We start from the raw sequence: 20016 nt of genomic DNA, 5'->3' as shown, positions 1-20016 counted from the left end.
TCAACGCCACAATGGAACGTGTGGACGGCCTCGACTTCCGGGTGCTCGGCCCGGCCGAGGTGCTGGCCGGGGACCAGGTGGTGCCGCTTGGCGGCAGCCGCCCGCTGATCGTGCTCGCCGGACTGCTGCTGCGGGCGAACCGGCTCGTGTCGGTCGACGTGCTCAGCCACTGGCTGTGGGGCGACGACCAGCGGCGATCGAAGGGCGCGCTGCAGACGTATGTCCTGCGGCTGCGCCGGGCGCTCGGCGACGGCGCGGCGATCCGCACCGAACGCGGCGGCTATTTGTTGGAGATTGACGAGAACGCGCTGGACCTCGGACGGTTCCGGCAATTCGCGGCGAGAGGCCGGAGCGCGGCGGAGCGAGGCGAACACCGTCGGGCGGCGGGTTATTTCGAGGACGCGCTGGGGCAGTGGCGGGGTTCGGCGCTGCAGAACGTCGAGTCGGACGCTCTGCACCGGGACGAGGTCGGGCAGCTCGCCGAGGAACGCACGCGGGTTCGTGAGCTGTGGGCCGAGACGATGCTGACGGTCGGCGAGTACGACACTGTCGTGCCGGAGCTGGAGCGGTTGACGCGCGAGCATCCGCTGCGGGAACGGCCCCATGAGCAGCTGATGTACGCGCTGCTCCGCTCCGGGAGGCAGGCCGAGGCGCTGGACGTCTACCGGCGGATCAGCGGGTTGCTCGCCGAGGAACTGGGCTTGGATCCCGGCGCTGGATTGCAGCGAGCACACCGGCTCGTGCTGGGCGGCGACGAGGGCACTCGCTTCCGGCCGCCGTTGGAACCCCATGTGCCGCACCAGCTTCCGGCCGACCTCGGTGCTTTCGCCGGTCGAGCGGCGGATCTGAAAGCCCTGCGCGCGTTGCTGCCGGAAGCGCTCGACGACGGCACTTCCACGCCGATCGCCTCGGTGGAAGGCATGGGCGGACAAGGGAAAACCACCCTGTCTGTCCACTTCGCACACCAGATCGCCGACCGTTTCACCGGCGGCCAGGTATTCCTGGACCTGCGCGGCTACGGTCCAGGCGCACCGGTGTCGCCGCTCGCCGCACTGGAGACGATGCTTGTCGCGCTGGGCGTACCCGCCGACCGAATCCCGTCCGGTTTGGACGAACGCGCGGCGACCTGGCGTACCTACACCACTGGCCGACGGCTGTTGATAGTGCTGGACAACGCGAACAGCACCGAGCAAGTGCGTTCTCTGCTGCCTGGCCCTGGATGTCTGGTCGTGGTGACAAGCCGATGGCAGCTACGCGGACTGGTCGCGACACACGGTGCCCGGCGAATCGCTCTGTCCGAATTGGACAGCGAAGAAGCGGTGGAGCTGCTCGCGTCGGCCATCGGCGTCGAACGGGTGCACGAGGATCCGGACGCGGCCAGCCGGTTCGTGCAGTATTGCGGCGGACTTCCGCTGGCGATCCGCATCCTCGCCGTGCGCGCGGCTCAGTTCCCGCGACTGCCGCTGGACGAGTTCGTGGCGGCGCTGCCGTCGGACGCCGGCCGGTTGAGCACGTTCGACCTCGGCGACGGCGACGAGACCAATATCCGCACAGTTTTCTCGTACTCGTACCGAGTTTTGTGCCCGTCGGCAGCGCGGTTGCTGCGGTTGCTGGCGCTGTCGACCGGGCCGGATTTGTCGCTGGGCATGGCAGTCGCGCTCAGCGGACGGTCCGAAAAGGAGACTCGCGGCGCTCTCGACTCGCTCGTTTCCACCCACCTGCTCATCCAGCCGAAGCCAGGCCGGTACCAGTTTCACGACCTGATTCGTGCCTACGCGACTGAATTGTCGGAGCAGGAAGACGACGCCGCTGAACGCGCGGCAGCCAGTTCGCGGCTCCTTGACTGGTTCATCACGTCGGCGCGGAACGCAGGCCTGGCGATGCGCCCGCACCAGCTGATGGACGAAATCGGCCCGATCCCCGCGGACGGTGCGCTGGAGTTCAGTGATTTCCATCGGGCGCTGGCCTGGTTCATCGAGGAACACGGGAACCTGATTTCGGTGATCCAGTGGTCGTTCCGGATCGGCCGGTACGCGCAATGCTGGCGGCTGGCGTGGTCGCTGTTCACCTATTTCGCCGGACGCGCCCGGGTGGACGAATGGCGGTATGTCTTCGAGATCGGCCTGCGCGCGGCGCGGAATTCCGGTGAACGGCACGGCGAAGCGGCAATCCTCAATGGACTCGGCGTGATCGAAGGAGTGGCCCGGAACTACGTGCTGGCGCGTGAATATCTGGAGCAGGCGCTGGCGGTGCAGCTGGAGCTGGGCTCGCTGCCCGGGGAGGCGCGGGCGCGCTACAACCTGGCGATGACCGCGCAGAACATCGAAGACTTTCCGGAGGCTTACCGGCACGGCCTGCGGTCGCTGGAAATCACGCGCGAACTGGGTTTCACCTCGGTGGAGGCGAACGTTTTGCGCGCTTTGGGCGACCTGTGCGCGATGATGGGCGACTACCCGCAGGCGCTGTCGCTCGCGGACGAGGCGCTGGCCTTGGTCCCGCCGGACGATCTGCCGCAGGGCCGGTTCTCGCTGGCCGCGCGGGCGCGCGCGTTGCTGGGTTTGGGACGGCACGTCGAGGGGATCGAGTGCCTGTCCGAGGCAGTCGACATGTTCTTCGCGATGGACGAGGAGTACGAGGCCGCGGACGTGCTCTCGGAACTGGGCACCGCACACCTGCGCTACGGCCGCACCGCCGCGGCGCGAGACTGCTGGCTGCGCGCGGTCCGCTTGCTGACACGGCTGGATCATCCCGACGCGGACCGGGTGCGGGCGTTGTTGGCGGGGTTGGTGCGGGGGTAGGTTCGGGCTTGGTGGCTGCGCTGATGCGGCCCGGCAGATTTGCTTCGGTCGCACTGCCGCCTGCAGTTGCTGACTGCGCGCGGTTCGGTTGTTGGTGAGGCGCTGCTGGCCGGGTGCGGGCACGGGCGGGTTTCGTGCGGACGCTTTCGACCGGGGCGTGAGGCTGGTAGCTGCGCTGATGCGGGGTCGCACCGCGGGCCGCGACTGCTGGCTGCGGACACGGTTGGCGGATGTCGTGCGTAGGTAATTTCGGTGAGGCGCGAGACTGGTAGCTGCGCTGATATGGGCCGGGCGGGTTTGGTGCGGGGTCGCTTCGGCCTGCGATTGCTGGCTGCGTCCGGTTCGGTTGTTGAGGAGGCCGGAACGTCCGCGCGGATTGAGCGCGGTGCGGCTGGCTAGCTCGACTCCGGGCAGCTTCGGCCGTTCAGCGGGATGTTCCCCGCTAGTCACCTGAGGGCAGCCGGGCGCGGTGGTCCGCGTGCCGACCCCCAGCGGCAGCACGTAGACCACCGGCGGCCCGTGCCACCACCCAACCGAAGTGCGCTCACTGTCCGCTCACTGTGCCGGGTCGGTTTCGGTGGGGAGGCCGAGCAGGCGGGTCAGCGTGACGGCGTTGTGCGGGGCCGCGACTTTGCTGTCGTTGTCGAAGTAAACGTGCACGTCCCGGCGGCCGCCGTCGTGCCATTCGGTGATCTTCGCGGCCCAGGCGCGCAGGGCTGAGTCGGAGTAATTGCTGGTGTAGAGCTCTTCCGAGCCGTGCAGGCGGACGTAACTGAAGTCGGTGGTCTGGTCCTCCCGGTACGGCCACGGCGCGTCGGCGTCGGCGGTCACCAGGGCGATCCGATGCTTTCTGAGCAGTTCTGTCGCTTCGTTCGTGGTGAAGCTCGGGTGGCGCACTTCGAGCGCGTGCCGCACCGGACGGTCGGGTCCCGATTCCAGAAACGCTCGGGACTTGAGCTTGTCGTCGTGCTTCGCCCCGAGCGCGGCGGCTTCCCCAGTGGTCCGGGGGAGCTGGCTGAGAAACGTGGAGACCCGATCGGGATCGAAGGCCAGGCGTGGCGGGAGTTGCCAGAGAAACGGACCCAGTTTGTCGGCGAGCGCGAGGACGCCGGATGCGTAGAAGTTGGCGAGCGCGGTTTCGACGTCGCGCAGCTGCTTGAGATGCGTGATGAACCGGCCGCCCTTGACCGCGAACAGAAACCCGGCCGGGGTTTCGGCGTGCCAGCCGAGGTATCGCTCCGGGCGCTGCAACGAGTAGAAGGAGCCGTTGATTTCGACGGCGTTCGTCCGGCGGGAGAGGTACTCGAGTTCGCGGCGCTGCGGCAGGCCGGACGGGTAGAACGCGCCACGCCACGGGGGGTACCGCCAGCCGGACGTGCCCACTCGGATCTGGCCGATCTTGCTCACCGCCTTTCGCCGCCGAGGGTTCCCGTGCGGACGGTTGCGGTAAACCCTTCCGCGCGGCTGTTTTCCGGACAGATGGGCTAAAGATCGGGACAGCTGTCCTGACTGAAGGGACGTAGGTCTCATGGGGCTGACTCCATTTCCTGGCCGTCGGGACTGGACTCGGAGGGGGACGGAGGAAGAGGCGACGCGGAAGTGCGGTGCGGGAGGGGAAGCTGAAACACGGGGGGTGCTGGGGCGGGGACGCGGTGAGCGGGAGTTGTGCCGTTTGGCTCCGGCCTTCCGGTTGCGGGGCATGGCGAACCTGACGCGGCCGCTTGCCGCGTTCTCGCGTCCGGTCGCGCTGAGCCCGGCACGGCTCCGGCGGAGCTGACTCCGGCTTGGCGGGCCCTGCCTCGTCGTGGCGGACCGGGCCGCGCGCTGGCGGAACGCCTTGCCTCGGCAGGGCTGGCGTTGCCTTGACGGACCGGGCTTCGTTCTGGCGGAACGTCTTGCCACGGCAGGATTGGCCTCGCCCTGATGCGTCTGCCCCCGGCTCGCGGGCCCGGCCTCGCCTGACGGACTCGAGCCCGGCGCGGTGGATCCGGCCGCGTCTTGGTGGGCTCGGTCCTGTTCCGGTGGAGACAGTCTCGTCTTGGCGGGTCTGGCCGCGCCTGACGGATCCGAAGCCGCCTCGGTGGATCCGGCTTCGTCTTGGCGGCCCGGGCCTCGCTTCGGTGGAGTCAGTCTCGTCTTGGCGGGCCTGGCCGCATCTGACGGATCCGATCCCGGCTCGGTGGATCCGGCTTCGTCTTGGCGGCTCGAGCCTCGCTTCGGCGGAGTCAGCCTCGTCGCGGCGGGCCCGGCCGCGTCTTGGCGGCCCAGGTCTCGCTTCGGCGGAGCCGGTCCCGTCTCGATGAACCCGGCAGCGTCTCGGCGAACCCGGTCTCGTTCCGGCGGAGCCAGTCGCGTCGCGGCGGGCCTGGCTGCGTCTTAGCGGTCCGGGTCCCGCCCCAGCGGAGCCAGCCTCGTCTCGGCGGGCCCGGCCGCATCTCGGCGGCCCCGGTGTCGCCCCAGCGGAACCAACCGTGCCTCGACAGACCCGCCTGCGTCTAGGCGGCCCCGGTCTCGCTCCAGCGGAATCAGCCGTGCCCCGGCGGACCTGACCCCCGCTCGCCAGGCCCGCCCCCGCCCTGACGGACCCATCCCGCCCCGGCCCAGGCACCCCGCTCCCTCACCCCCTCAGGCCCACGAGAACCGCCACCGGCGACTCTGCACCAAGGACGTCGCGTACTCCCGCAGGTTTCCCGGCTGGGTGAGGTACGTCGGGAGGCTGAAGGCGCGGTGCTCGGCCGCCACCGTCAGGGCCCTGGCGTGGGTGCGGGGCGGGGCGGAGACCGACAGTTCGAGCGAGTCGAAGCCCAGCGTCACCAGGGTCGCGCCGAAGCGGTCTTCCCAGCTGCGCAGGACCGCCGACAGTTCCGCGACCTGATCTGTCGACTTGATTATTCCCGTCCAGCCGATGAGGGCCGGGACGTCGGCGGGGCGGTCGGCTTGGACCAGGCCCAGCCGGTGCGGCGTGCGGGCGGCCAGGATCGAGCCGGTGTTGCCCGCTTCGGCCAGTGGGTCCGAGCGGCGGTGCGAGCGTTTCGCCAGCCCGGGGAAGCGGGTGCCGAACGGGCGCAGGCAGGCTCCGTCGCAGCAGGAACCGTCCCACCAGCGGGCCAGTACCTCGGCGGGGTCGGCGTTGCCGACGCGGTGGCCGGCGGGAGCGAGGCGGCCGCGGTCGTCCAGCCAGTCTTCGCCGCGGGCGGCGAAGCGCTGGTCGGGCGGGATCAGCACGGGCCACAGACCCGACCGCTCGAACTCCGCGACACAGCTCAAGTACCGCTGCGGCCGCGTGAGCGGCTCCTCCGACACCCAGATGCGCCCGTGCCAGCGTCCTGGCGGCAAGGTCTGGACCGGCGGTGCCCCGACGCCGGGGCGGAACGGTGCGATCGTCATGAGCTTCCCCTCGAACTGGTGTTCGGTGCCTGCATATCGAACAGTAGTTCGAACCACCGACAATTTCCAGGGCACCGGTCGCTCATCCGTTCGAGTGAACCTGGAAGAATCCCAGGTCGAGGGGCAAAAACACTCAGCGCCGGGAGACGCGGCGCACCCGGACCGCCACGAACAGGCCGACGGCGACCGCCACCGCGGCCAGCACGAGGTACTGGAACACCGACGCATACCGGTCAACCAGCGACCAGCTCTCCCCGAGCAGGTACCCGGCCACGACGAACGCGGTGTTCCACAGCAGGCTGCCCGCTGTCGTCAGCAGCAGAAACCGGCCGAACGGCATCCGTTCGACGCCCGCCGGCAGCGAGATCAGGCTGCGGAAGATCGGCACCATCCGGCCGAGAAACACCGCCTTCCCGCCGTGCCGGGTGAACCACGCCTCGGTTCGGTCGAAGTCGGTGACGTCCATCAGAGGCAGGCGGCTGAGCAGGGCCCGGCAGCGGTCTCGGCCGAGCAGGGCGCCCAGCCAGTAGACGATCACAGCACCGGCGAGTGAGCCCAGTGTCGTCCAGAAGAGGGCACCAGCCAGGCTGAAGGTGCCGCGGCTCGCGGAGAAGCCGGCTAGCGGGAGGACGAGTTCGCTGGGGATCGGCGGGAACAGGTTGTCCAGGCCGACGACGATCGCGGCGCCGACGCCGCCGAGCGAGTCCATCAGGCCGACGGCCCATCCCGCGAGGCCGGTGAGGGGTTCGGCGGGGGTGGCGAGCAAGAGGTGCACGGGAGTCCTTTCAACGAGTAACGCAACGCCGTTGAAGGTAGAAAGCCAAGGGGCGCAACACATTGCTGTCGGCCACCCGGAGAAATGCGGAAAACCTCAGTACGCGGCACCCATCGGGCTGGCTAGCCTGGCCAGCGTGAACAAACCGCGAGTGCTGCGCCGGACGGCGGGCGTCGGCTTGGGTGCGCTGACCGCGCTCATCGAGGTGCCGTATCTGGCACTTACTGCACCGCTCCTCGTCATCCCTGCCGCGCGACCGCAGGTGTTCCGTGGCGCGCGAAAGCTCGCCGAAACCGAACGCGCCCGGCTGCAGCGGTTCTTCGACGCACGGAACGGCGACGACTATGACGGCCGCCGCGCCCTGCAATACCTCGTTCCCCGCAGCTTGACCGGGCTTCTCGCGCTGGGAGTGTGGGTGTGCGTCGGCGCGGGGGTCGTGACCGGTGCGTTCTACTTCGTCCAACTGGTCACCGGGCAGGCTCCCGGCGGGTCAGGAGACGGGACGCTGCTGGACTGGCTCCCGGTACTGGTACTCGGCGCGATCGCGGTATTCCTTTGTGGACAGGGTCTGATCGGCACAGCTGCGCTCGATCGTCGGCTGGCGCGGCGGTTTTTCGGGCCGAGCAGTCAGGAATTGTTGCGGCGCAGGGTGTCCGAGCTGGCGACCACCCGGAGCGAAGTGGTCGAGGCGGTCAACGGCGAACGCCGCCGCATCGAGCGCGATTTGCACGACGGGGTGCAGCAACGGCTGGTCGCACTGGGAGTGTTGCTCGGCCGGGCGCGCCGCGCGAATGACGCCGACCGGACGGCTGAGCTGGTCCGGCAGGCCCACGAGGAAGCGCAGGAAGCGTTGCGCGAGTTGCGAGAGGTGAGCTGGCGCGTCTACCCGATCGCGCTTGACGAAAGCGGTCTTGAGGCCGCGCTGGAGTCGTTGGCCGAGCGCGCCACGATCCCGGTCGACCTCCGTTACGCGCTCGATGAGCCATCGCCGGAGTTGGCGACAGTGGTCTACTTTGTCGCTTCGGAGTCGGTCACCAACGCTGCCAAGCACAGTGCGGCCAGCAAGGTCATCATTGACGTCCGGGAGGAAGAAACGAGGCTCCTGGTCGAGATCACTGACGACGGTTGCGGCGGCGCAAAAGTCGGCGCGAGTGGCGGATTGTCCGGGCTGGCAAGGCGAGTGGCGGCGATGGACGGCGAATTCTCCGTACAGAGCCCCGAAAACGGACCGACCACAGTGCGGGTGACGCTGCCGTGCGAGTGATCTTGGCCGAGGACGCGATCCTGCTGAGGGAAGGCCTCGTACGGCTGCTGGCGGAGGAAGGCCACGAGGTGGTCGCCGCGGTAGGCGATGGTGAAGCGCTCCTCGAAGCGACCGCCGAACACCAGCCCGACGTGGTCGTCACCGACGTCCGCATGCCGCCGACCCACACCGACGAAGGACTGCGCGCAGCACTCGAAATCCGCGACCGCTGGCCGGACACGGGCGTGCTCGTGCTGTCCCAGTACGTCGAGAAACGCTACGCCGCCAAGCTGATCGGCGGTGACGGCGGCCGGGTCGGCTACCTGCTCAAGGACCGGGTGGCGCAGGTCGGTGACTTCCTCGACGCACTGGACCGGGTCGGGGCCGGTGGCGCGGCCTTCGACCCGGAGGTGGTGCGCAGGCTGGTCGCCCGCTCGTCACACGAGGACGCGCTCGCCCGGCTGACCCCGCGCGAGCGCGAAGTGCTGGAGAAAATGGCGCAGGGTCACACGAACGCGAGCATCTCGGCCCTGCTGTTCGTCTCGCAGAGCGCCGTGGAGAAGCACGCGAACGCGATCTTCGACAAGCTCGACCTGCCGCAAGCGAAGGGGTACAGCCGTCGCGTGCTGGCCGTTCTCCGTTACCTCGGTTCGTGAATCACAGCGGCCGACGCAAATCCTCCGCGTCGACAATGTGGTACGCGTAGCCCTGTTCGGCGAGGAACCGCTGCCGGTGCGCCGCGTACTCCGTGTCCACAGTGTCCCGCGACACGATCGAATAGAAGTGCGCCTGTCGTCCGTCGCCCTTCGGCCGCAACAGCCGCCCGAGGCGCTGCGCTTCCTCCTGCCGCGAGCCGAACGTCCCCGACACCTGGATCGCCACCGACGCTTCCGGCAGGTCGATCGAGAAGTTCGCCACCTTCGACACCACGAGCGTGCGCAGTTCGCCGCGGCGGAACTTGTCGAACAGTTCCTCCCGCTCCTTGTTGCGCGTCGAACCCTGGATCACCGGGGCCTCCAACTCCGCGCCCAGCATCTCCAACTGGTCGAGGTACGCGCCGATCACCAGCGTCGGCTCGCCCTCGTGCCGGTCCACAATGGACCGGATCACCGGGATCTTCGTCATCGCCGTGGCGGCCAGTTTGTACCGCTCGTCGGAGTCCGCGGTGGCGTACTGGAGGCGTTCGGATTCGGTCAGCGTCACCCGCACCTCGGTGCATTCCGCGGGCGCGATCCAGCCCTGCGCCTCGATGTCGCGCCACGGCACGTCGTACCGCTTCGGGCCGATCAGCGAGAACACGTCGCCCTCGCGGCCGTCCTCGCGCACGAGCGTGGCGGTCAGCCCGAGCCGGCGCCGCGACTGCAGGTCCGCGGTCATCCGGAACACCGGCGCGGGCAGCAGGTGCACCTCGTCGTAGACGACCAGGCCCCAGTCGCGCGAATCGAACAGCTCCAGATGCCGGTACTCGCCCTTGGTCTTGCGCGTGACCACCTGATACGTCGCGATGGTGACCGGCCGGATCTCCTTCTTCTCGCCGGAGTATTCGCCGATCTCGTCCTCGGTGAGCGACGTGCGCGCGACCAGTTCGCGTTTCCACTGCCGCCCGGCGACGGTGTTGGTGACCAGGATCAGCGTGGTCGCCTTGGCGTGCGCCATCGCGGCCGCGCCGACCAGCGTTTTGCCAGCGCCGCACGGCAGCACGACGACGCCGGAGCCACCCGCCCAGAACGCTTCCGCCGCCTTCCGCTGGTAGTCGCGCAGCTGCCAGTCGTCCTCGGCGAGGTCGATCGGATGCGCTTCGCCGTCCACGTACCCCGCGAGGTCCTCGGCGGGCCAGCCGACCTTCAGCAGCGCCTGCTTGAGCCTCCCGCGTTCGGACGGGTGCACGATCACCGTGTCGTCGTCGATCCGCGAGCCCAGCATCGGGCTGATCTTCTTGTTGCGCGAGACCTCTTCCAGCACCGCGCGGTCGGTGGTGGTCATGACCAGGCCGTGCGCCGGGTGGTTGGCGATCTGCAGCCGCCCGAACCGGCCCATCACGTCCACGACGTCGATCAGGAGCGGCTGCGGCACCGGGAAGCGCGAGTACGTGGTGAGCGCGTCGACCACCTGTTCCGCGTCGTGCCCGGCCGCGCGCGCGTTCCACAACGCGAGCGGCGTGATCCGGTAGGTGTGCACGTGCTCGGGCGCTCGTTCCAGTTCGGCGAACGGCGCGATGGCGATCCGCGCGTCGTCGGCGCGCGGATTGTCGACCTCGAGCAGCACGGTTTTGTCGGACTGGACGATCAGGGGGCCATCAGTCACCTCTCCTTTATACGTTCCCTCCCGGCCCGCGGCCCGGGGATGCCAAGATGGCGGGACGAAGCCGCGGGAGGGGACCCAGTGACCACACCACCGTTCGGCATGCCGCCGGCCGCGAACCCGTACCAGCCGCTCCCGCAGCAGCCGGTCCAGGGCGGCCCGAAGCGGGTGTCGGGCAAGCAGATGGCGCTCTTCGCCGCCCTCGTCGTCGCGGCGCTCGGCCTCGGCACGCTCGGCGCGTTCGGGTTCGCCGCGGTCGTGCGCTCGGCGGGACCGCCGGTCGCGGGCAGCTGCCTCTACCTGTCCTCGCTCGGCTCGGAAACGCAGACCTACACCGGAGCGGACTGCTCCGACCAGGCCGCCACCTTCCGCGTCGACACCGTCGGCACGGGCCGGTCCTCCTGCCGAGGCGAGGACTATGTGCGGTTCGAGCTGTACTTGTCGTCCCGCAACAGCACCAGCAGGCCGACGCAGACGCTGTGTCTCGCGTTGAATGTCGTGTCCGGCGAATGCGTGCGCGACGTTTCGGACGAGTCGAAGGTCAGCAAGGTCGCCTGCGACGACCCCAAGGCGGAAGCCCGCGCGGTCGTGCACGACGGGGAGCGGTCGGCGGACAGCTGTGAGGACAAGGACTTGTCGCTGGTCTACGCGGGACCGCCGGTGCGCACGATCTGCCTGAAGCCGACCGGGGCGAGCATCTGACGCCTCGTGAGTGTTTGTTCCGGTTCTAACCGGCGTGAACACTCACAAGGCGTTGGGAAGCATCGCCGCCACATCCAGCCGATTGGCTAGCTGCCCGGAGCTGTGCATGAGATCGGCCACGCGCTGCAGCCGGGTCGCCGACAGCGTGGTCGGGTAGCTGCCGAGCGAGATCAGCGCGGCGGTGGTCTGGTCGATGTCGGAGAACGTCGGCAGCGCGTCGCGCACCTTCGCCGAGTCGGACGCGGCTAGCTGCGCCTGGGTGAGGACGTTCCGGAAGACCGTCAGCGTGCGCGGGTTCGCCGCGGCGAACTGGCCGGTCGCGGCGTAACCCGACGCCGGGAAGTCCAGCGTCGCGCCGGTCGAACCGTCGGCGAGCACCTGCGCGCCCAGTTCTTTCTCCGCGCGGGTGATGTACGGCTCGACCATCAGCGCCGCGTCCGCGTCCCCGGACTGCAAAGCGGCGGGCATCTGCGAGAACGGCCGGGTCACGAACTCGATCTTCGACTTGTCGACGCCGGCGGTGCCGAGGACCGCCCGCGCGGTGAGCGCGCCGATGTCGTCGGGGGAGTCGACGGCGATCGTCGGCGATTTCTTCGCGGTGGGCTCGGTGTAGCTGGAGCCGGGCAACGTGACGAGCGCGATAGTCGTGCGGCCGAAGGTGTACGCCTCGCCTTGCAATTGCAGTGCGGTGCCGGATCCGGCGGCGCGGAACAGGGACACGTCGCTGCCGAACGTCACATCGACCTGGCCGGACTTCACTTTTTCCACGCCGTCGCCGTCGCCGAGTTCCACCAGTTGGACGTTTAGCCCGGCCTGGCGGAATTTTCCCGCCGCCGCCGCGATCCGCAGCGGGGCGGTGTCGATCGGGCTCCCGACGCCGACCCGCAGCGTCGCGCGTTCCGGGGGTTGCGCTTGTCCAGCGTCACTGGATCCGAACATGGAACAGCCGCTGAGTGCGAACAACGTCGCCACCAGCGCAAACCTCAGACCGGTCGCTTTCACATGCCATCCCCTGCCGGGAGAATCTCTGCCTCGTGCTGGATCGTATGGGCCGCTGCCCATACGATCGCCCGCAGGGCTGTGCCCCCGCCAGGGTGACTTCCCGATCTTTTCGCCGGCAACTACCAAGCGGTAGTTTCCGGCCGGAGCCCGATGACGTCCGTGGGCAGAGGTCCCCGCGGTGGAAAAGGAAGCACAGGTGACCCGTCGCGACGACCGTCCCCGTTCGGGTGACGCGACGGATCCGGCTGTCTCGCGACCGGTCGGCGGCCGGTGGCGGCTGCGGAACTGGCGGCTGCGCACCAAACTCTTCGTCGTCTTGCTGATCCCGGCGCTCGCCGTGGTCGTGCTGGTCGGCCTGCGGGTCAACAGCGACCTGCGCGACGCCCGCCAGCTCGCCGAGTTCGCCGCCCGTTGCCGGGTCGACACGAAGGTCGCCGAGGTCGTGCACCAGCTGCAGCGGGAACGCGACGTCACGGTGCGGTTCGTCGCGGGCGACCGCAAGGGGGCCACCGACGTCCTCGTCGGCCAGCGTGGCCGCGTGGACCTGGCGATCGGTGCGTTCGAGCGGTCGCTCGCCGACAGCAAGCCGCGGCTCGACGCGGCCGCGGCGGGCGATCTGCAGCAGAGCGATGACCGGCTGAGAGTGCTTGGCGGCCTTCGGTATTCGGCCGAACACTCGGCGTATCCGGCCGACGCGGTGCTTCGTTCCTACAGCGAGCTGATCTCCGGTCTGCTCGACATCAGCGACACCGCCGCGGCCGACGTCACCGAACCCGACCTGGCGCGGCTGCGGCTGGCCGGGAACGCGCTGGCGCGGATCAAGGACCAGATGTCGGTCAAGCGCGCGGTCATGGCCGCGGCGATCGCGCAGGGCACGCTCAACCGCGACCGGACGCGCGCCTTGCTCGGTGCGGAGGCCGAGCTGGCCGCCGCGCGCAGCGACTACCGCACCTTCGCCACGCCGGACGAGCAGCGGATGTACTCGGACACGGTGATCGGCATCGTCGTGGACATCGGCAACGACATGGTCGAGTCGGCGCTCACACGCACGGAGAACAACCAGTCGCTCTCCGGGCTGGACGCGGACCAATGGGACACCGCGTCGACGTACACGGTCAATCTCGCCCACCAGGTGCAGCAGGCGCTGCTCGTCCAGCTCCAGGAGAAGACGGACGCCCGTGCCGCCAGCGCCCGCGCGTCGACGATCTGGGACGGCGGAATCGTCATCGGCGTCCTGCTGGTCGCCGGCGTGCTGTCGGTGGTGATCGCGCGCTCGCTGCTGCGGCCGCTGCGGATCCTGCGCCGTACCGCGCTGGAGGTCGCCGACCACCGGCTGCCCGAAGCCGTGCAGCGGCTGCTCACCGAGCCCGATCCAGCGCCGGAAAACCTGCGCCACCGGGCGGCGGTCGCGCCGGTGCCGATCTTCACCCGCGAGGAAGTCGGCCAGGTCGCGCGGGCGTTCGACGCGGTGCACGGCGAGGCCGTCCGGCTGGCCGCCGAACAGGCGATGCTGCGCGAGAACGTGAACGCGATGTTCGTCAACCTGTCGCAGCGCAGCCAGGACCTGGTGGAGCGGCAGCTGTCCGTGCTCGACCGGATGGAGGCGGGCGAACAGGACCCGGACACCCTCGGCGGGCTGTTCGAACTGGACCACCTCGCCACCCGGATGCGGCGCAACAGCGAGAACCTGCTGGTGCTGTCCGGCACCGACCTGGTGCGCGAGGACACCGGGCCGGTGGTGGCCGACGAGATCATCGGGGCCGCACTGTCCGAAGTGGAGGATTACCAGCGGATCGAGATCGGCCCGGCCCCGGCGCTCGCGGTGCGCGGCAACGCGGTCAACGACCTGGTGCACGTGGTGTCCGAGCTGCTGGAGAACGCCACCCGGTACTCCGGGCAGCAGTCGGCGGTCACCGTGGAGAGCGCGCGGACGCCGGACGGCGCGTGGCGGATCGAGATCACCGACCGCGGCGCGGGCATGCCGCAGGCGGAGATCGACCGCACCAACGCGCGGCTGGCGCATCCGCCGGAGGTCGACGTCGAGGTTTCGCGCCGGATGGGCCTGTTCGTGGTCGCGACGCTGGCCGAACGGCACGCCATCGCGGTGAAGCTGAGCCCGGCCGAGGGCCGCGGGCTCACCGCGACAGTCGTCGTCCCGGCGGCGTTGATCACCGAAGCCCCGCCGCTGCCGCAGCCGCCCCCGCCGGTCGAACCGGAACCAGCGCCGGAACCGGAGCTGCTGGCCCCGCTCGCGCCGCTGACGCCGGTGGAAGAGCCGGAGGAGCCCGCCGAACTGGTCGCGCCGACGTTGGAGGACGCCGGTCCGCTGCGGCGCGCGCCGGTGGTCGAGGAAGCGCCGTCGTGGCCGGCCGAGCCGGCGCGGTCGCATCTGGAGATCGACGCGCCGACGGATCGGATGCCGGCTTATCGCGATGTGCTCTCGCGCTGGTTCGATCTCTCCGCGCCGCCGGAGGAGCCGGTGGTGCCGGAACCGCGCGTCGTCGCGCCGATGCCGGAGGTGCCCGCGTTCGAACCGGAGCTGGAGCCCGAGCCCGAAGCCGCCGAGCCGCGGCACGCCCACGAGGCTCCGGAGTTCCCGACCGAGGACCCGGACGAGGCAGCCCCCGAATGGCCGACGCCGGAACACCTGGAACAAGAGGACGGGGCCGAGGACACCTGGCCGTTCCTGCGGGTCGCCGACGTGACCGGCGGCCCCGCAGCGGAGCCGGAGGAGCGGCCGATACTCTCGCTTTCCCCCGACGCTGTGCGCGCCCGGATGACGAGCCTGCAAGGCGGCTTCCGGCGCGGCAGGCACGCCCGGGGGGAAGACACCCCGCCACTGGATCGAAACGGATGAGGCATGAGTTCGAACACCGCCCTGCTGGAAGTGATCGCGCTGGGCTCCCGCGACGCGGAGCGGGCGCAGGAGGGCGGAGCGGACCGGCTCGAACTGGTCGCCGACATGGCCAGCGACGGGCTCACCCCGAGCGAGGCGACGGTGCGCGAGGTGCTCGCGGCCACTGATCTGCCGGTACGCGTGATGCTGCGCGCGGAGAACACTTTCGACGCCCGCGCGATCGACGAGGTGCGCGCCTCGGCGGCCCGGCTGGTGGCCGCGGGCGCGCAAGAGTTCGTGTTCGGCTTCCTGACCGAGGACGGCGAGGTCGACGCCGAAGCGTGCCGCGTGCTGCTGAAGGAGATCGACGGTCGGCCGTGGACGTTCCACCGCGCCATCGACCGCTCGCGCGACCCGATCGCCGCGTACGACGTGCTGGCCGAGCTTGGCTGCGACACCGTTCTGGCGGCGGGGCACGCGAACGGGGTCGCGAGTGGACTGTCGGTGCTGCAGCAGCTCGCGCGGCGGACCGACGGCCCGGCCCTGCTGGTCGGCGGCGGCTTGCGGGCGCAGCAGGTGCATTTGCTGCGGGCCGGCGGCGTGCGCGGCTTCCACGTCGGCGGCGCGGTGCGTCCGTCCGGCTGGGACGCTCCGGTGGACGCGGCGGCCGTGCGCGAGTGGGCCGAACTCGTCAAAGGCTGACGCTCCAGCTCATTGAAGAAGGGAACCTCGCCGGGAATTCCAATTCCGGCAAGGTTCCCTTTTTTGCTTGACGAGCACACTGCGAGTGTGTGCGCAAGCAGTCCGGAATGTCCGCGGCTTCCGTCTTCCGACCTCCGGGGGTTTCCGGATTTAGCGGGACGCCGCGGCGTGAATCAGTCATAAATCGTGCAAGTGGAAAACAAACCAACCCCGATAAGGTCAGCCAAAAGTAGGTTTCTTTGTTTCGAGCGGTTTTTTAGGGTCAGTGATACGGGTCGGTACCGCGATTTCGCCGGCCCGGTCCCCGCCTCTCGAGAGGAATTCCCATGCGCTTGCGCAAGCTTGTCGCCGCCGCGGTCCCGCTGCCGGCGTTGCTGTGCCTGTCCGTGGCCGGCGTCGCGAACGCCGATCCGCTGGTCGCCCTTTCCGGCAACGCCGCACCGCTCGCCGCCAGCGCGCGGTCCGGCGATGTCGCCGCCGAGCAGCAGATTCCCGCCGCACTGTCCCTCAAATTGCACAACCAGCAGGCGCTGGCACGCTTCCTTTCCGACGTGCAGGACCCGGCCTCGCCGCAGTACCACCGCTTCCTGTCGCCGGAGCAGTTCACCGCGGCGTTCGGCCCGACGCAGGCCGAGGCCGACCAGGCGGTGAATTTCCTCAAGCGCAGCGGGGCGCAGGGCATTGAGGTTTCCGGAAACCGTCAGGCGATCACGTTCTCGGCGACTGCCGGACAGCTGGAATCCGCCTTCCATACGCGCATCGGCAATTACACCGACACCGTCACCGGACGGAAGTTCTTCGCGAACGACTCCGCGCCGGAACTGCCCGCGTCGGTGTCCTCGGTGGTCGATTCGGTGGTCGGCCTCGACAATCACGCGGTGAAACACCACGCGAAGCCGACGCAGGCGCCGCGCACGGTCAAACCGGTGACTCCGACCATCCTCAAGACCGCGTACGGCACCAGCGGAATGTCCGCCACCGGAGCGGGGGTGAATGTCGGTTTCGTGGAGTTCGACGGGTACAAGAAGTCCGACATCACCGCGTACGACACGAAGTACGGCCTCAAGGCGGGCACGGTCAGCACGGTTTCGGTCAACGGAGCCAACTACGACGCCAGCCCCGGCGACGGCGAGACCGAGGTCGACCTGGACATCGAGGTCGTGCACGCGCTCGCCGCGCCGGCGAACGACTACGTGTACGAGGCCCCGAACTCCAACGCGGGCGAGCTGGCGATGTACCAGAAGATCGCGTCGGACAAGAAGGTCAGCGTCGTTTCGATCTCGTGGGGCTCCTGCGAGGCGGCGGAAGGCTCGGCCGCGGCCAACAGCGTCGACAAGGCGCTCGCGACCGGCACCGCCGAGGGCATCAGCTACTTCGCCGCCGCTGGCGACGACGGCACCACCGACTGCGCCCGCCAGACCGGCAGCAAGGCACAGGCGGTGGACTTCCCGGCGTCGAGCCCGAACGTCTCCGGCGTCGGCGGCACGCAGCTGACGGTGAACTCGTCCAACGGCTACAGCAGCGAGACGACGTGGAACGACGGCGCTTCGGGCGGGGCCGGCGGCGGTGGCATCTCGACCATCTTCGCCGCGCCGTCGTGGCAGTCGAAGCAGAGCACGACCAAGCGCAAGGTCCCGGACGTCGCCGCGGACGCCGCGCAGGGCTCGGCGTACACGATCATCTCCGGCGGCCAGGCCGGGAACGTGTGGGGCACCTCGGGCGCGGCTCCGCTGTGGGCGGGCTTCGCCGCGCTGCAGAACCAGGTCCACCAGGGCGGGCTCGGCAACCTGAACGCGAAGTTCTACAGCATCGGAAACGGTTCCTCGTACGGTTCCGGTTTCCATGACGTGACGACCGGCAACAACACGTTCAACGGCACCACCGGCTTCTCCGCAGGCAAGGGTTACGACCAGACGACCGGCTGGGGTTCGTTCAACGGCTCCGGACTGTCCAAACTGATCGGCTGAACAAGGTTGTCGCGAGTGCCTGTCCCGGGAGACCGGGACAGGCACTCGCTCGTGTCATGTGGACTGAACCGGCTACGGACAATGGCTGATTGACCAAGATCCGGGACGCTGTTTTGATGGCCGGGTGCAGCCTCTCCTGACGCCTAAGCAGCAGGCCCTCGTCGACCGCGCCGCCAAGCTCGCGGACATCTTCGCCGAGCGCGCGGCCGAGCACGACCGGGACAACACCTTCCCGCACCAGAACTACGACGACCTGCGGGAAGCGGGCTTCCTCCGGCTGTCGGTGCCGGAAGAGCTGGGCGGAGACGGCGCCGGGCTGCCGGAAATCCTGCCGGTGCTGGAACGGCTGGCGATGGGCGACGGCGCGACCGCGCTGGCGTTCACGATGCACCTGTCGCCGCTGGGACAGTGGGCGAGCGTCTGGCGGCGCACGAAGGCGCCCCGGCTGGCGGAACTGCTGCGCAAAGCGGTGGACGGCGAACTGATCTGGGCGTCGATCACCAGCGAAACGGGCCTGCGCAACGACATGACGGACGCGAAAACCCGCGCCGTCCGCGTCGAGGGCGGCTTCGAACTGACCGGCCGCAAGAGCTTCGCTACGAATTCGGCGGTCGCCACGCACTGCTCGACCACCGCCCGCTACGAGGACGCCGACGGCGGCCCTCGGCTGCTGCTGTGCCAGATCGCGCTGGACCAGCCTGGCGTCACGATCCACCAGACGTGGAACACCATGGGCATGCGCGGCACCCAAAGCAACGACGTCGAACTGAACAAGGTGTTCGTCGAGGACGCGGCGGTCGTGCACTCGCTGCCGGTGAAACACCTCGACTCGCGGGTGCTGGAAACCGTGTGGGCCTGGGCGATGCCCGCGTTTTCGGCGGTCTACACCGGAATCGCGGCGGGTGCGCTGGACTGGACCGTGCAAATGCTGATCCAGCGCGGCAAGGCGGAAGACCCGGTGCTGCAGGACGTGATCGGCGAATGCCAGATCCTGCTCGAAAGCTCCCGCGCGCTGATCTATCGCCAGGCTGACGAGGTGATGAGCCGCCGCCTGTTCACCGGGGACATCCAGGACGGCGTCGCCCGCAGCGCGGTGGTGAAGTACACGGCGGCGAACAACGCGGTCCAGGTGATGCAGCGGCTGGTCGACGCGCTGGGCGGGATGTCTTACACGAAGGCGTTGCCGTTCGAGCGCATGTGGCGGGATGTACAGGCGAGCACGTTCATGCCGATGGGCAATCTGGCGACCCGGAAGCTGGTGGGGGCCAACGTGCTGGGCGTGCGGACGCTGCCGGAGATCGGTCCGGACGAGACGGGGCCGGGGTCTCGGGCCAAGGGGTGAGGGGGAGGGCGCGAGTGGGGCTTGGGTTGGGTTCTCGTGAGTGTTTACGCCGGTTCTAACCGGCATAAACACTCACGAGGCCCTCAGCCCTCTGCCGCGGCCTTTTCCTCCGCTGTCTCTGCTTCGGACGCCGCAGCGGCCTCCGCCGCCTCCTGTTCCGCCAGGTCCGCCGCCGCCTGCATCGCCGGGCCGTGCAGCAACCGGGCCACTTCACCGCGCAGGGAAACGAATTCCGCCGATTCCCGCGTCGTGATCTGGTCCCGCTGGGCAGGCAGGTCGACCTTCAGATCGGCCACGATCCGGGCAGGCGACTTCGACAGCACCAGCACCCGGTCGCCCAGGTACACGCTTTCGTCGATGTCGTGCGTCACCAGCAAAACCGTCGTGCCCTGTTCGACCTGGACCCGGCGCAGCAGGTCTTCCAGCTCGAACCGCGTTTGCGCGTCCACCGACGCGAACGGCTCGTCCATCAGCAGCAGCGCCGGACGGCTCGCGAGCGCGCGAGCGATCGAAACCCGCTGCTGCATCCCGCCGGACAGCTGCCACGGGTACTTGTTCTCCGCGGCGGACAGCCCGACCGCGGCGAGTGCTTCGGCGGCCCGGGCACGCCGGGTCGCCTTGTCGAGTTTGCTCCAGCGCAGCGGGAATTCCACGTTCTTCGCGACCGACAGCCACGGGAACAGGGAACGGCTGTAGTCCTGGAACACCACGGCCAGATCGTCCGGCACCGAGGTGACGCGGTCGCCGTGCAGGCTCACCGTGCCCCCGCTCGGCGGGATCAGGCCGGCGATCGCGCGCAGCAGAGTGGACTTGCCGCAGCCGGACGGGCCGACGATGCACGCCAGCTGCCCGGTCTCCACCGTGAACGACAGTTCGTTGACCGCGACGTGCGCGGACTCGCCGCTGCCGTAGCGGTGGCTGAGGCCGGAGACCTCGAGCATGGTCGACATAACGGGAAACC

Annotated in this window: 14 protein-coding genes; 8 read left to right on the top strand and 6 right to left on the bottom strand. The window is 69.3% G+C overall.

What is annotated here, in order from left to right; all coding sequences use genetic code 11:
- The first annotated feature begins 11 nt into the window (after positions 1–11).
- Positions 12–2798 carry a BTAD domain-containing putative transcriptional regulator gene (locus tag ACWGIC_RS19570; RefSeq protein ID WP_452077358.1) on the top strand — a complete coding sequence of 929 codons (2787 nt, stop codon included), beginning with the start codon at positions 12–14 and terminating at the stop codon, positions 2796–2798.
- Positions 2799–3353: 555 nt separating this feature from the next.
- On the opposite strand, the gene ACWGIC_RS19565 is transcribed toward ACWGIC_RS19570, so the two are convergent.
- The 3 genes from ACWGIC_RS19565 to ACWGIC_RS19555 form a co-directional block, all read right to left on the bottom strand.
- Positions 3354–4205, bottom strand: a complete 852-nt coding sequence (locus ACWGIC_RS19565) for a DUF72 domain-containing protein (protein ID WP_452077357.1) — start codon at positions 4203–4205, stop codon at positions 3354–3356.
- A gap of 1218 nt (positions 4206–5423) precedes the next feature.
- On the bottom strand, positions 5424–6185 hold the full coding sequence (locus ACWGIC_RS19560; RefSeq protein ID WP_452077356.1) for a DUF4253 domain-containing protein: 762 nt from the start codon (positions 6183–6185) through the stop codon (positions 5424–5426).
- A 133-nt stretch (positions 6186–6318) separates the two neighbouring features.
- Positions 6319–6960, bottom strand: coding sequence for a DedA family protein (locus tag ACWGIC_RS19555; RefSeq protein WP_452077355.1), 642 nt, complete (start codon positions 6958–6960; stop codon positions 6319–6321).
- Between the two features lie 136 nt (positions 6961–7096).
- On the opposite strand from ACWGIC_RS19555, the gene ACWGIC_RS19550 reads away from it, so the two are divergent.
- A complete protein-coding gene (locus tag ACWGIC_RS19550; RefSeq protein WP_452077354.1) occupies positions 7097–8224 on the top strand; it encodes a histidine kinase in 1128 nt (375 codons plus the stop codon).
- The gene (locus tag ACWGIC_RS19545) at positions 8215–8859 is read left to right on the top strand and encodes a response regulator (RefSeq protein WP_452077353.1); all 645 of its coding nucleotides are present in this window, start codon (positions 8215–8217) and stop codon (positions 8857–8859) included. Before ACWGIC_RS19550 ends, ACWGIC_RS19545 begins: the two co-directional genes overlap by 10 nt.
- Position 8860: 1 nt before the next feature.
- Here ACWGIC_RS19545 and ACWGIC_RS19540 read toward each other — a convergent pair whose 3' ends face one another.
- Positions 8861–10507: a DNA repair helicase XPB gene (locus tag ACWGIC_RS19540; protein WP_452077352.1), complete on the bottom strand. Its 1647-nt coding sequence runs from the start codon at positions 10505–10507 to the stop codon at positions 8861–8863.
- A 78-nt stretch (positions 10508–10585) separates the two neighbouring features.
- On the opposite strand from ACWGIC_RS19540, the gene ACWGIC_RS19535 reads away from it, so the two are divergent.
- Complete coding sequence (locus ACWGIC_RS19535; protein ID WP_452077351.1) at positions 10586–11206, top strand: LppU/SCO3897 family protein; 621 nt, start codon at positions 10586–10588, stop codon at positions 11204–11206.
- A gap of 42 nt (positions 11207–11248) precedes the next feature.
- Here ACWGIC_RS19535 and ACWGIC_RS19530 read toward each other — a convergent pair whose 3' ends face one another.
- Positions 11249–12145: an ABC transporter substrate-binding protein gene (locus tag ACWGIC_RS19530; RefSeq protein WP_452077401.1), complete on the bottom strand. Its 897-nt coding sequence runs from the start codon at positions 12143–12145 to the stop codon at positions 11249–11251.
- A 259-nt stretch (positions 12146–12404) separates the two neighbouring features.
- Between ACWGIC_RS19530 and ACWGIC_RS19525 the strand changes: the two genes are divergently transcribed.
- The 4 genes from ACWGIC_RS19525 to ACWGIC_RS19510 all read left to right on the top strand — a co-directional run bounded on the left by ACWGIC_RS19525 (position 12405) and on the right by ACWGIC_RS19510 (position 19055).
- Entirely contained in the window at positions 12405–15065 is a 2661-nt protein-coding gene (locus ACWGIC_RS19525; RefSeq protein WP_452077350.1) for a sensor histidine kinase, read from the top strand.
- A 3-nt stretch (positions 15066–15068) separates the two neighbouring features.
- Positions 15069–15746 (top strand): copper homeostasis protein CutC, encoded by a 678-nt coding sequence (locus ACWGIC_RS19520; protein ID WP_452077349.1) that lies wholly within the window; start codon positions 15069–15071, stop codon positions 15744–15746.
- 326 nt (positions 15747–16072) lie between these two features.
- The gene (locus tag ACWGIC_RS19515) at positions 16073–17713 is read left to right on the top strand and encodes a S53 family peptidase (RefSeq protein ID WP_452077348.1); all 1641 of its coding nucleotides are present in this window, start codon (positions 16073–16075) and stop codon (positions 17711–17713) included.
- A gap of 124 nt (positions 17714–17837) precedes the next feature.
- Positions 17838–19055 (top strand): acyl-CoA dehydrogenase family protein, encoded by a 1218-nt coding sequence (locus ACWGIC_RS19510; RefSeq protein WP_452077347.1) that lies wholly within the window; start codon positions 17838–17840, stop codon positions 19053–19055.
- A gap of 83 nt (positions 19056–19138) precedes the next feature.
- Here the strand turns inward: ACWGIC_RS19510 and ACWGIC_RS19505 are convergent, their stop codons facing one another.
- Complete coding sequence (locus tag ACWGIC_RS19505; RefSeq protein WP_452077346.1) at positions 19139–20005, bottom strand: ABC transporter ATP-binding protein; 867 nt, start codon at positions 20003–20005, stop codon at positions 19139–19141.
- Between the last annotated feature and the right edge of the window lie 11 nt (positions 20006–20016).

This window comes from Amycolatopsis sp. NPDC054798 (assembly GCF_053611505.1).
Note: the sequence above shows the minus strand (reverse complement) of the source record. Positions and strands in the feature narration are given on the sequence as shown.